This is a genomic window from Bordetella genomosp. 4 (genome assembly GCF_002261185.1).
GTDB lineage: Bacteria > Pseudomonadota > Gammaproteobacteria > Burkholderiales > Burkholderiaceae_B > Bordetella_A.
This window is the reverse complement of record NZ_NEVQ01000008.1, coordinates 232,083-244,575: the sequence shown is the minus strand read 5'-3', so window position 1 is coordinate 244,575 and position 12,493 is coordinate 232,083. Positions and strand designations below refer to the sequence as shown.

Here is a 12,493-nt window from a genome sequence, read left to right as displayed (position 1 = left end):
TTTCAATGAGACATTGTGATGTTTCAATTATGTCTCACAAAACAAAACTCTTGGGCTGATAAAAATAATTATTTTAAAAATCAATAGCTTATAGAAAACACAAAACTGGCACGAGCTTTGCGTAACGCATAGTTCTCACGCAACGCCTATGGATTGGAGACTTGCTTTGGCGCTCGAACACATTACCGTGCTGGATTTGACTCATATGCTCTCGGGGCCCTACGGCACGATGCTGCTCGCCGATCTAGGCGCGCGCACCATCAAGGTCGAACCTCCCGGCAGCGGTGAAGGCACCCGCCGCCTGTTAGAACATGATCCCGATTACTCGCGTGACGGCATGGGCGCGTATTTCCTCACGCTGAACCGCAACAAACAAAGTGTATGCATCGACTTGAAAAGCGAAACGGGCCTGGCGGTATTCAAAGATCTGGTACGTAGCGCGGATGTGGTGTTCGACAATTTCAGCGTGGGCGTGACGCAACGGCTGGGCATCGATTACCCCGCGCTATCCGCGATCAATCCGCGCATCATTACCTGCTCGGTGACAGGCTTTGGCAGCACGGGACCCGACACGCAGCGCCCGGCTTTTGATCAAGTCGTACAAGCCATGGGCGGCGGCATGTCCATCACCGGCACGCCTGAACAAGGGCCCACGCGCAGCGGTATTCCGATCGGAGATCTGGGCGGAGGCGTGTTCGGTGCCCTGGGCGTACTGGCAGCGTTAGCCGAACGCGAACGCACCGGTCGTGGCCAACATGTCGATGTGTCCATGCTCGACGCTCAGATCTCGCTGTTGAACTATATGGCGACCATGCATCTCATGTCGGGCATCGTGCCCGAGGGCATAGGCAATAGCCATTTTGTGCATGTGCCCTATAACAGCTATCCCACTGCGGACGGCTACATCATCGTTGCATGCATCGGCGATGCCTTTTGGAAACGGTTTCTGGAATGCATCGATCTGCCTGCGTTGCGCAAACCAGAATACGATTCGCAGCCGGGGCGTTTTGCTGCGAAAACGCAGATCGACGCTATCGTCAGCGACGAACTGCGTAAACACCCGACTACGTATTGGTTGGAAAAACTGTCGGCAGCACGTATCCCATGCGGCCCGGTGAACAATTTCCAGCAGGCATTGAACGACGCGCAGGTGCGGGCACGAGATATGGTTGTCGAGGTGCCGCTGAAATCCGGAGAGATGCTATCCATGCCCGGCAATCCCATCAAACTTTCGGCAGCTAACGAGCTTCAGTATGGCAGCCCGCCAGATCTAGGAGAACACACGGACGCAGTGTTGGGTACGCTACCCGGCTATGACCGCGCGCGCCTCGCCGTACTGCGCGATAACGGCGCCATTGCCTGATCAGGGGCCGGCCATGTCTCTAGATACCCTGATCATTACGGACGTTGCCCCGCGCGATGGACTACAGAACCAGCAAATTCCTGTTTCCACCTCAGCCAAACTCCGGCTGATCCAGTTATTACACGAAGCAGGCGTGACGAGCATCGAAGCGACGAGCTTCGTATCGCCAAAGGCTGTGCCGCAAATGGCGGATGCGACGGAATTGATGGGAGAAATCAACCGGCATCTGCCGCACCTGCGTGCATCGGCGCTTATTCCTAACCGAAAAGGGTTGGAGCGCGCCCATGCAGCAGGTGCGCGAGAAGTCGCCGTCGTGCTGTCTGCGACGCAGACGATGAACCAGAAAAATATCAATATGGATCTCGTCACGGCGACGAAAATCTGCGAAGAGACTCTGCACGCCGCACAAGCACTGGGCTTGCGCACCCGCGCCTATGTCGCGGTCGCCTTCGACTGCCCGTTCGAAGGTCCCACGAATCTGGACACGGTTGTAGCGTTGGCCGAACGCATGCACCAAGCAGGCGCAGAAGAAATTGTCATCGCCGACACCATAGGCTCGGCCTCGCCAGGCATGGTTAAAAACCATTTTGAAAGACTGGCGAGTGTGCTGCCGATCAAAAAACTCGCGGCCCACTTTCATGACACGCGCGGCATGGCCACGGCTAACGCCTGGGCGGCAATACAAGCCGGTGTGCGACGTTTCGACGCCAGTGCGGGAGGAATCGGCGGCTGCCCATTCGCGCCGGGTGCAGCAGGCAACGCTGCAACCGAAGACCTGGTTCTGATGGCAGAACGCAGCGGGCTCACGACAGATATCTCGCTCCCGGGCTTGCTGAAAGCCGTCGACTACGCCGAATCACAACTGGGCCGGACTTTAGGAGGACGCAGCATCGCCTGGCTCAGGCGGCAATACGCAGCCGATAAAACCGCGTCGTGATTGGCACATGACACGCATCAACAACGCATAACAACACCAAGGAGACACACATGCCCATCCATCGTTTCATCCTACAGCACCGTCAACTATTGACCGGCGCACTCGCCTCGATCTGTGTCGCGATGACCGCATTCAGCGGACCGCTAGCGCATGCCAATGAAACGGCACAACAGTATCCCTCCCGTCCTATACGTCTCATTGTCCCGTTCGCGCCTGGCGGCGTATCAGATACCGGTGCACGTCTGGTCGCAGACAAACTCAGTCAACGCCTGGGGCAGCAAATCATTGTCGATAACAAGCCCGGCGCATCGGGCAACATCGGCACGCAGATGGCTGCGCAAGCCGCCCCTGACGGCTACACCCTATTGCTAGGCTTTGATGGCACGCTGGTCATCAATCCGTATGTGCATAAGGACATCCCGTTCGATACGCTAAAAGACCTGGCCCCCGTAAGCAAGATCGGCGACGCGGCGTTGATCATTGTGGCGAATCCCAAAGTCCCCGCCAATACGCTGCAAGAGCTGATCGCCTATTCCAAGACACAACCGAAGGGCATTTCCTATGGCAGCGCCGGCGTAGGCAGCACGCCGCATCTGGCGGGAGAACTGTTACGCCAACGTACGGGGATAAAGTTGGAGCACATTCCGTATAAAGGCGGCGGCCAAGCCATGGCAGACGTCGTGGGTGGCACTCTGCCGCTCTTATATACCGCAGTCGCGGGCGCCTATCCCTATGTTGAACGCAAGCAGCTCAAAGCGATCGCGGTCAGTACAGAAAAACGTCTGCCCTCGCTGCCTGATGTGCCCACCGTATCGGAGTCCGGTGTGGAGGGATTTGTATCGAACTCATGGATAGGAATATTGTCCCCGGCAAAAACCCCGGCGGACATCGTCTCGAAGCTGCAACAGGCGATTCATGATGTGGTCCATACGCCCGAAACCGAAGAGCGTCTGGCCGGTCTGGGGATCACCGCGTCCGGCAACACCCCGCAAGAGTTTCGCCAACAGATCGAGGCTGACCTCAAGACCTACAAAGCCGTCGTAAAAAGCGCAAATATCCAGGTGCAGTGAGCCCCAATAACTACGCCGAAAAATCGGTGGACAACATCCGCAGTCCGTGAGGAGTACGGATATGAGCGACCAGGTGCGGCGATGTATCAGTAGGCAGCGACCGCACCTGTACTTTGCTGTTGAGCAGGTTCAACGTATCCAACGCATCACGTATGCGCTCAGGCGTGGAATGAAAGAGCTCTAACGCCTGCAGTGTGCAGCCCTTGTCATCCAGCATGTTGGCGGGATGCGATGGCACGTCCCATTGGATCAAAGTGGGCGCCACGCCACTCTCGGGCAGACTGCCATCTGCAGGAATCGTGATGCGCCAGGCCAATGTACCTCGAGTCATGCTCTCGATCGGACCTGTATCCCAAGAGCAAGCGGCCCGAGCCGCAACGATATCGTCGGTACGTATCGCCCATGTTCCCAGCCTGGGCGTGGATTCGGGTGTCATCTGGTCCAATTCGAACCATCGAGGGCGTTGCGGTGCCGGGGCGGCGGGATCGGCTGCGATGACTTCCAGATAAACATCGTCGCCCAACCGCAGCAATTTATTATGCGTGCCCATGCGCGGATGCTGTCCCCCTGCTTGCAGAGACACACCCAAAGCCTGTTCGACAAAACGTGTGCCACTGGCCAGGTCTGGCGCCACAACGGCAATGTGATCTAGGAAGGACTGCATCAGGGCTCCTCGAGGTACACAGGGCAAGCGACGCTGGCTTCGCATTGGCCGTCAAAGGATAGATAGTCTACCTCGGCCCCCGCGATACCGCCCTGGCGCGTGCATCAAGGCCGACAACCGCAGGCCGCGCACGCGAAGCGTCGACCTGCTGCCCCCCCTAGCCTACCTTGCGTTCATGACCTTCCCAATATGCATCGCGCAGCGGCTTACGTGCCAATTTCCCGTTCGCGTTCTTTGGCAACTCGGCCACAATGTCGATACTGCGTGGCTTCTTGAAATCGGCCAGATGCGCACGGCAATGCTCCATGAGTTCGGCCTGCCCCGTCTGTGCGCCAGGTTTCAGCACGAGCACCGCCTTGATCGACTCGCCCCACTTGTCGTCGGGGATACCGAATACGCATGCTTCATATACATCCGGGTGCTGATACAACGCTTGCTCGACCTCGGTGGGATAGACATTGAATCCGCCTGTGATGATCATGTCCTTCTTGCGATCGACAATATAGACGAACCCCTCTTCGTCCATGCGTGCGAGATCACCAGTATGCAAACGCCCGTTGCGCAGCGCCTGCGCCGACAATTCCGGCTCACCCCAATAACCTGCGAATACGTCGGGGCCGCGCACAGTGATCTCGCCCACCTCGCCTTGCGGCACTGGCTGCCCGTCATCACCTAGCAAGCAGAGTTCGCCTTCGCCAAACAATCGCCCGCAGGAGGACAGACGCTCTGGACGCGATGCCAACGCATGCGCATGGTCAGCCGTGCTCAACAAAGCCAGTCCACCGGTGGTTTCGCCAGTACCGTAGCCTTGGCTCAATTTCGGCCCCAGCGCCTCCCATGCCTCGCGGACTCGGGCGGGCGCCATCGGCGCACCGCCATAAGATATCTGACGCAGCGCGCTCAGATCGTGACGATGCAAGCTGGGCTCCGCAATCAACATATTGATCATCGTCGGCACCATGAAACTGAATGCCGCACGATGCTTTGCCGCCGAGGCCAGAAAGGCCTCGGGGTCGAAACGGTCATGCAGCAGGATGGTGCCTCCCTGGAACAGAAAGGGCTGCATGAACATACCGCTGGCATGCGTAATCGGGCCCGCCAGCGCCAGCACCTCGCCGGGATTGGCGCGCATGCGGCCCATGACCACCTTGCGCAGCGAGGCCATGCGGTTGCCCACCGTTTGCATCGCCGCCTTCAGTTTGCCGGTGGAGCCTGATGTGAAATGCAGCACCGCAAGGTCGTTTTCCGCCATCTCTATATCAGGATTCCGGTCCGCAGCTGCTGCGATAAACGACTCGTATGTGCGCCACCCTTCGATCGCATCGTTGCCCGTCACGATCATATGGCGCACGCTGCTCAACTCGCTCAGGATCGACGCCACGCCTTCGCTATGCGTAGGGTCGACGATGAACACCGTCGCCTGGGCGTTATTGACCGTATCGACGACTTCTCGACTGGACAGACGCGCGTTCAATGCGACCTTGACCAGGCCGGCTTTGTAGAGCGCGCATTCGAGCTCGATGATTTCAGGGCAATTCCAGGCCTGGATGGCAACGCGGTCGCCTTTGACCAGCCCCAATCCCAGCAAGGCATTGGCCAAGCGATTCGAACGCGTCTCCAACTGGCCAAAACTGATTGTCTTTTCGCCATAGATGATGGCGGGCCGATCACGCCAATAGGTTGCGTTACGGCTGGTATATCGTCCTTGATTCATCGAATGCTCCATCGTTTTTTTGCATGGCGGGATGGTGCAGCCGGAACCATACTCGGCAAATAACCGGCGCGCGTTTTTCAATGCCGCAGGGTTATCAAGCGATAATCATGCCGTAAAGTTATCGGGATACGCGGATAGGGCATCGCTTGATGAGTCCACGCAGGTTAAATCTGGCCACGACAGGCACATTCGACAGCCTGCTTGCGATTCCTAGGAGACACTCGTGCAAATACGCGTTCATCGCCCCTGGCAAACTCTGGCCGCATTGGTGCTGGGTTTGGCGGCCCTGATTCCGGCTACGGTCCGAGCCGGCACGTATCCGGATCGGCCCATACGTTTAGTGGTGCCCTTTACCGCCGGCGGCCAATTCGATTACATCGCCCGGCTGGTCGCAGATCCTCTGGGGCGCGAACTAGGCCAGAACATCATTGTGGAAAATGTGGGCGGAGGCGGCGGCAGCATTGGCGGTGCGAAAGTCGTGAACTCGCCTGCGGACGGCTATACACTGCTGGAATATGGCGGCAACTTCGCCATTGCCAAACACCTGACGCCGAATCTGTCATTCGACCCTATAGCCGACTTGATACCCGTTTCCGGGATCAGCCTGTCACCCCATGTCATTCTGGTCAACAGCAGTCTGCCCATCCATAATCTGGCGGAGCTGACCGCCTATTCAAAAGCCAATCCCGGCAAACTGAGCTATGGCAGCCCTGGCGTAGGCTCATCCATGCATCTGACATTCGAGGCAGTCAAGCAGCACTTCGGCATCGATGCGGTGCATGTGCCTTATCGCGGCGGCAGTAACATGATCAACGACCTGGCCGGCGGCCAAGTGGGCGTGGGCATCATCGCCGTAGCGCCCGCCATGCCCTTCATCGAAAGCGGCCGCGTGCGAGCCATCGCCGTGACCGGTCACGACCGCGCCGGCTCATTGCCTGATGTACCCACGGTAGCAGAGGCCGGCTACAAGGACTTTGAAAGCGGCAGTTGGGGTGGCATCGCAGTACCCAAAGGCACGCCGGCGGATATCGTCGAGCGCCTGAATCAAGCCATGATCAAAGTCGTGAGCCAACCCGACGTCAAGAAAGCACTGCAATCGCAGTCGTTCACGCCCATCGCGGGTACGCAAGCAGAGTTTCAGGCACTGATCCAGGCCGAGTCGGACCGCTATGGGCCGCTGATCAAGCAACTAGGATTGCGCAACGAATAGGGTTGATTCCTCGCCGCCACGGTCGGCAGCAGGTCTACGCAGGTCGGCCGTCAACGCCCTCGAGCCCGCTCACGCAGAATTTCAATCAGGCGTTCGGCCAACGGCGACTGATAGCTGCCATGACGCGTCATGATGCCGATCTCGCGATGCCACGTGACATCGTCGAGCGGTACCGCGGCCAAGCCCTGTCCGGCCTCGGATCGCAGCGTGATCTCGCTGATCACAGTGAGCAAATCGGTACTGTGCAAAATGCTCACCAGGCTGGATACCGAAGAGTTGGACTCCACCATGATATTGGGCGGCGGGGCCCCATGCTGTTCAAACCTGGTCTCCAGCCAGCGGCGTGAGGCGACCTGCAAACCAGGCAGCATCCAGCTATAACCCAGCAAATGTTCAAAGCGGATCCGCGCATGGCCGAAAATTGGATGTCCACGACGAGCGGCGACAAAGAGGCGGTCGCGAAACAGCGGGATGCGATCAAACTCCGCAGGCGCAGCCGAATCGTGCAGCGAGCTGATCGAAAAATCCAGGTCACCCTGACGCAACGCCGGAATCAACGCATCGTTGAGTGCTACCACAACGTTGATTTTTGCGGCGGGTCGCTGCGCCATCAACTCGACACAAGCCTGGTTGAACACCGGCTCCACCAACAACGGGGGTTACCCCGACACGCACCAGGCCGACACTGCCTCGATGCAGATCACCGGCCTCGCGCAATGCCTCGTCCAGCTCGCGCCGCGCTTGCAGACTACGCTGGTAAAACGCTTTCCCGGGCATGGTCAGTTCCATCCCCTTTGGCGTGCGCACGAACAACTGCAGCTTCAGCTCGTCCTCGAGGCGCCGGATCCCCTTGGTCAGCGCGGGTTGGCTGATCCCCATGCCATCAGCTGCGCGCCCTACATGCCCGGCGCGCGCCACGGCCAGAAAATAGTCCAGATCTTCGAGTCGCATGATTCCGCCTGGTTATTGAACCCAAAGAAAAGATAATCACCAAGCGAGCAAGCGCTGTCAAGCTAGCGCTCATTCAAGGAGACATCATGGCCCAAGACAGCCCCACCCTCGCCGAGTTGCGCGAACGCCTGCACCGTTATCTGCATGACGAATTGATCCCCATGGAACGCTCGCGCGGCCTGGGATACGAGGACGAGTTTCCTCGCGAACTGGTCAAATCGATTTGGCAACGTTCTCGCGCCCTGGGCCTGTACGGCCTGCAATTGCCCAAGGAGATAGGCGGACAGGCCTTGCCGTACCGGGACCTATGTGTATTGAAAGACGATGCCGCTGCATCGGGCGCCATTCTGTTCCCTCATGTGCTAGGCGATTGGGGCGGACCGTCACGAATAGGCAATCTCGTCCGTTACGCCACGCCGTATCAGTTGGAACGCTACATCATGCCGGTCGTACACGCCGAGCGCGGCGCTTGCTTTGCGATGACTGAGCCGCAGTCGGGCTCGGACGCCACCAGCTTGCGCACACTCGCGGTAGAAGACGGCGATGACTACATCATCACAGGCGTCAAACACTACATCACGGCATCGATGTTTGCGGACTTTGCGATCACGATGTGCGTCACCGATCCTGAAAAAGGCATGGACGGAATCTCGGCTATCCTGATCGATCTGGATCTGCCAGGAGTGCGGCTAGAGCATGATTGCGTGCCGATGACAGGACAGTATGTCGACGCAGACATCGTGTTGGATCATGTACGCGTGCCGAAAAAAAATCTGATCGGCAAACCGGGAGAAGGCTTTCGCATCGCGATGAATCGCGTCAGCGTCAATCGCCTGCTGCACTGTCCTACGATGATAGGACTGGCGCGGCAGGCCTTTCGCATGGCTGTCGATTATGCAAAAACGCGCCAGCAGTTCGGCGGCCCGATCAGCCGCTTTCAGGCCATCCAGCACATGCTGGCCGACATGGCGACCTCGCTCTATGCGTGCGAGCAAATGGTATTGGGCGCCGCACAGCGAGCCGACGCGGGCGAGGACGTGCGCGAGCTGGCGGCCATGTGCAAGCTCTTCGTATCCGAGCGGTGTTTTGAAATCGCCGACAAGGCTATGCAGATACATGGCAATGTCGGCGTGACCAAAAATCACCCGGTGGAATTCATTTTCCGCCGGTTGCGGCTATATCGGATAGTGACGGGTACCAGCGAGATACAGCGCAATACGATTGCGAAAGGGATTTTGGCGTAGTCACAGGCGGCATACGTGCTTATCGCGATTTCAATGGAGATGAGCTACGCATCATCGCCGCATGCATCAACTCTAGCCAAGCAGATCTTCCAAACTGGCACCATGCCACCCCGCCGCATGCCCGGACCGATCGCGATTCGCGTGTGTGCAGGGCACACGCGAATCGCAGCCCTGCAAGATCTTTCTCTTTGCCAACACGGTTGCAGAAAAATGCCAAGCAAGAAAGTCGTGCCAGCGACGTGATGAGCTTGAATGACTGCGAGTCGAGCCGAGGCAATCGGGCCGTGAGGGCGCCTCAAAGCCGAGTGGAGCGGACGTCGTAGGTAGGCCCGAACGGGCCGGACGAGACGAGCGAACACGATGTCCGGTGCCCGCGCGCCGGACCGGCTTTGTGAAGCCCTCACGGCCCGATTGCCTCGGCTCGACGTCCAATAAGCACACCACCCTCTACCCAACTAAATATGCAAAGCATGCCCCAACGCACGCAAAGCAGCCTCTTGAACAGCCTCCCCCAACGTCGGATGCGCATGAATAGTTCCAGCCACGTCCTCCAACACGGCCCCCATCTCCAGCGACTGCGAAAACGCCGCCGCCAGCTCAGACACCCCGCGCCCGACCGCCTGCCACCCGACAATCAGATGGTTATCACGGCGCACGACGACACGCACAAAGCCTTCTGTCGACTCCAGCGTCATGGCGCGCCCATTGGCGGCAAACGGGAATACACCGACCAGACAATCCAACCCTGCATCCTGCGCCTGCTGCGGCGCGAGACCCGCCGTGACGATTTCCGGATCGGTAAAACACACCGCCGGAATGGCCGCTGGCGTAAAGCGACGCTTCTGACCGGCCACTAATTCGGCAACCATCTCGCCCTGCGCCATCGCACGATGCGCCAACATCGGTTCCCCCGCGATATCGCCAATCGCCCAGACATTTCGCATCGACGTCCGGCATTGATCGTCAATACGCAATGCATTACCCGATCGGCTCAACTGCAGGTTCTCCAGCCCCCACCCCTGAGTACGAGGCCGGCGACCGATAGCCAGCAGAACTTGATCTGCAGGCAACACCGTCTCGGCCCCCGATGCATCCTGTATGCGTACCGCATCGCCGGCCGCATTCATGCCCATGACCTTGCGCCCGAGGTAGAGTGTGATCCCCATCTTGGCCAGCGCAGCCGCGACCGGCTTGGTCAGATCGGCATCGTAGGTCGGCAAAATACGATCCTGCGCCTCGACCACCGCGACCTCGGCGCCGAGCTTGCGATACACCGTGCCCAGCTCCAATCCAATATAGCCGCCGCCGACCACGACCAATCGTTCAGGAATAGATGACGGCGACAGCGCCTCGGTGGACGAAATCACTCGGCCTGCGAAAGGCATGGACGGCAACGGCATCGGCTCTGATCCCGCTGCCAACAGCAAGTGCTCGCACTGGATGCGTTGAATGCCTTGTCCGGTATCGACCTCAACCGTCTTGCCATCCAGCACCTGAGCCCAGCCGCGCACCAGTTGCACCCCGTTTTTCTTGAGCAAGGCGGTTACGCCCCCGGTCAATCGGCTCACGATGCCGTCTTTCCAGGCGACCGTCTTTGTGATGTCTATCGAGGGCGTCTGCACCGAAATACCCAATGGTGCAGCCTCGGCGTACTCGCGAGCACGTTCAAACTCGCCCGCTGCATGAATCAGCGCCTTTGACGGAATGCAGCCGATATTCAGGCATGTACCACCCGGCTGCTGTCCCTCGACGACAATCGTGGGCACGCCCAACTGACCGGCGCGAATCGCGGCGACATAACCTCCCGGCCCGCCGCCGATCACCAACAATGTTGTGTTCAGCGTCTCGCTCATCACGCCTCCACGAAAAGTAAGGCAGGCTGTTCAAGCAATGCACGCACTGCCTGGATGAACTGCGCTGCATCCATGCCGTCGACCACACGATGATCAAAGGACGAAGACAAGTTCATCAGCTTACGGGCGACGACTGCGCCTTGCTGGAACATCGGCCGCTCGACGATGCGATTCACCCCCACAATGCCTACCTCGGGATGATTGATGACGGGCGTACTGACAATGCCGCCCAAGGCCCCCAAGCTCGTGAGTGTGATCGTGGATCCGCTTAACGCATCGCGTTCGGCTTTGCCGTTGCGCACCGCCTGGGCCAATCGTGCGATCTCTTGCGCAATCGCCCAGATATCGAGCGACTCGGCATGGCGCACAACAGGCACGATCAAACCGGCATCGGTCTGCGTCGCCACACCCAGATGCACGGCGCCAAAACGGGTCACTACACCCGCCTCATCGTCGTAACGCGCATTGATTTGCGGGAAATCCCGCAAGGCGATAACCATGGCGCGAGCCAGCAAGGGCAACAGCGTGAGCTTGCCGCGCGACTCGCCATATTTGCGATTCAGTTGCGCGCGCAGATCCTCGATCTCGGTCACGTCGATTTCCTCGACGTAACTGAAATGAGGAATACGCCGCTTGGATTCCTGCATTTTCTGCGCGATCTTACGGCGCAGCCCCACGACGGGGACCTGTTCCTCGTCATGGCGCTCGCGATATCCGGATAGCGCCGCCGATGCGGTTGCGCCCTGCCCTTGTACATAGGCGTCCAGGTCTTCGTGCATGATACGGCCCGCCGGCCCAGATCCATGCACATAACGCAGCTCGATACCCAGATCCCAGGCCCGTTTGCGCACGGCGGGCGAGGCCAAGGGACGTTCGTCTGGTTGACGAGACGGCGTGGCGCGCTGCACAGCGGATGTGGCTGCAGGGGATTTCCGGGCAGCTCCAGCCGAAGCCTGTGTCTCGGCTTGAGCCATACCACGCGCAGCCATCGCCGACGCAACCGTCGAACCCGACGAAACATTCGAAGCGATGGATGCACCAAGCGATGCCGACTCTCGCGATACAGTCGCAGCGCTGGACGCCGTCGAGGATGTCGAAGACGACTGCGATCCAGCGTTGGCCTCTCTATCGGCTTGACTTGCGGCGTCTCGAACCACACTCGCATCACCCGCCGGCTTGCCGGCTGCTGCGGTTGGCGTCTGACCTGCTTGCGCAGCCGTCGCATCGCCTTTGAAATTGCCCGCGCCCTCAACCTCTAAGCGAATCAATTCGCCGCCCACGGCCATCGTGTCACCCACGTTGCCGCCCAGCGAGATCACCTTGCCCACCACCGGCGACGGAATCTCCACCGTCGCCTTGTCTGTCATCACGTCGGCCAGAGGTTGATCCTCTGCCACGGTATCACCGGCCTTTACATGCCACGCTACGAGCTCGACCTCGGCAATCCCTTCGCCGATGTCGGGCATTTTGATGATGTGAATCCCCAT

The 12,493-nt window shown here is 59.1% G+C and carries 11 protein-coding genes; 5 read left to right on the top strand and 6 right to left on the bottom strand.

Annotated elements, in window-relative coordinates; genetic code table 11:
• Window positions 1-166: 166 nt before the first annotated feature.
• The 3 genes from CAL20_RS06350 to CAL20_RS06340 are packed head-to-tail and all read left to right on the top strand — an operon-like array spanning window position 167 to window position 3,370.
• A complete protein-coding gene (locus CAL20_RS06350; protein ID WP_094837446.1) occupies window positions 167-1,363 on the top strand; it encodes a CaiB/BaiF CoA transferase family protein in 1,197 nt (398 codons plus the stop codon).
• 13 nt (window positions 1,364-1,376) lie between these two features.
• Window positions 1,377-2,300, top strand: coding sequence for a hydroxymethylglutaryl-CoA lyase (locus CAL20_RS06345; RefSeq protein WP_094837445.1), 924 nt, complete (start codon window positions 1,377-1,379; stop codon window positions 2,298-2,300).
• A 50-nt stretch (window positions 2,301-2,350) separates the two neighbouring features.
• Window positions 2,351-3,370 carry a Bug family tripartite tricarboxylate transporter substrate binding protein gene (locus tag CAL20_RS06340; protein ID WP_373558277.1) on the top strand — a complete coding sequence of 340 codons (1,020 nt, stop codon included), beginning with the start codon at window positions 2,351-2,353 and terminating at the stop codon, window positions 3,368-3,370.
• 10 nt (window positions 3,371-3,380) lie between these two features.
• Here the strand turns inward: CAL20_RS06340 and CAL20_RS06335 are convergent, their stop codons facing one another.
• Window positions 3,381-4,034 (bottom strand): VOC family protein, encoded by a 654-nt coding sequence (locus CAL20_RS06335; protein ID WP_094837444.1) that lies wholly within the window; start codon window positions 4,032-4,034, stop codon window positions 3,381-3,383.
• A gap of 157 nt (window positions 4,035-4,191) precedes the next feature.
• The gene (locus CAL20_RS06330; protein ID WP_094837443.1) at window positions 4,192-5,748 is read right to left on the bottom strand and encodes an AMP-binding protein; all 1,557 of its coding nucleotides are present in this window, start codon (window positions 5,746-5,748) and stop codon (window positions 4,192-4,194) included.
• A gap of 223 nt (window positions 5,749-5,971) precedes the next feature.
• On the opposite strand from CAL20_RS06330, the gene CAL20_RS06325 reads away from it, so the two are divergent.
• Window positions 5,972-6,958 carry a Bug family tripartite tricarboxylate transporter substrate binding protein gene (locus CAL20_RS06325; RefSeq protein ID WP_094837442.1) on the top strand — a complete coding sequence of 329 codons (987 nt, stop codon included), beginning with the start codon at window positions 5,972-5,974 and terminating at the stop codon, window positions 6,956-6,958.
• Window positions 6,959-7,008: 50 nt separating this feature from the next.
• Here the strand turns inward: CAL20_RS06325 and CAL20_RS06320 are convergent, their stop codons facing one another.
• Both CAL20_RS06320 and CAL20_RS06315 read right to left on the bottom strand, forming a co-directional pair.
• The gene (locus CAL20_RS06320) at window positions 7,009-7,536 is read right to left on the bottom strand and encodes a LysR substrate-binding domain-containing protein (RefSeq protein ID WP_256981355.1); all 528 of its coding nucleotides are present in this window, start codon (window positions 7,534-7,536) and stop codon (window positions 7,009-7,011) included.
• Window positions 7,490-7,909 (bottom strand): LysR family transcriptional regulator, encoded by a 420-nt coding sequence (locus CAL20_RS06315; protein ID WP_094837440.1) that lies wholly within the window; start codon window positions 7,907-7,909, stop codon window positions 7,490-7,492. The genes CAL20_RS06320 and CAL20_RS06315 overlap by 47 nt, the downstream gene beginning before the upstream one ends.
• A gap of 86 nt (window positions 7,910-7,995) precedes the next feature.
• Between CAL20_RS06315 and CAL20_RS06310 the strand changes: the two genes are divergently transcribed.
• A complete protein-coding gene (locus tag CAL20_RS06310) occupies window positions 7,996-9,153 on the top strand; it encodes an acyl-CoA dehydrogenase family protein (RefSeq protein WP_094837439.1) in 1,158 nt (385 codons plus the stop codon).
• 455 nt (window positions 9,154-9,608) lie between these two features.
• Here the strand turns inward: CAL20_RS06310 and lpdA are convergent, their stop codons facing one another.
• Entirely contained in the window at window positions 9,609-11,006 is a 1,398-nt protein-coding gene (lpdA, locus tag CAL20_RS06305) for a dihydrolipoyl dehydrogenase (RefSeq protein ID WP_094837438.1), read from the bottom strand.
• The gene (locus CAL20_RS06300; RefSeq protein ID WP_094837437.1) at window positions 11,006-12,493 is read right to left on the bottom strand and encodes a dihydrolipoamide acetyltransferase family protein; all 1,488 of its coding nucleotides are present in this window, start codon (window positions 12,491-12,493) and stop codon (window positions 11,006-11,008) included. Before CAL20_RS06300 ends, lpdA begins: the two co-directional genes overlap by 1 nt.

Excerpts from the sequence above, each read along its gene's own strand:
- lpdA (WP_094837438.1), bottom strand. The coding sequence starts at position 11,006 with ATGAGCGAGACGCTGAACACAACATTGTTGGTGATCGGCGGCGGGCCG.
- CAL20_RS06310 (WP_094837439.1), top strand. The coding sequence starts at position 7,996 with ATGGCCCAAGACAGCCCCACCCTCGCCGAGTTGCGCGAACGCCTGCAC.
- CAL20_RS06330 (WP_094837443.1), bottom strand. The coding sequence starts at position 5,748 with ATGAATCAAGGACGATATACCAGCCGTAACGCAACCTATTGGCGTGAT.
- CAL20_RS06315 (WP_094837440.1), bottom strand. The coding sequence starts at position 7,909 with ATGCGACTCGAAGATCTGGACTATTTTCTGGCCGTGGCGCGCGCCGGG.
- CAL20_RS06335 (WP_094837444.1), bottom strand. The coding sequence starts at position 4,034 with ATGCAGTCCTTCCTAGATCACATTGCCGTTGTGGCGCCAGACCTGGCC.
- CAL20_RS06300 (WP_094837437.1), bottom strand. The coding sequence starts at position 12,493 with ATGGGGATTCACATCATCAAAATGCCCGACATCGGCGAAGGGATTGCC.
- CAL20_RS06340 (WP_373558277.1), top strand. The coding sequence starts at position 2,351 with ATGCCCATCCATCGTTTCATCCTACAGCACCGTCAACTATTGACCGGC.
- CAL20_RS06345 (WP_094837445.1), top strand. The coding sequence starts at position 1,377 with ATGTCTCTAGATACCCTGATCATTACGGACGTTGCCCCGCGCGATGGA.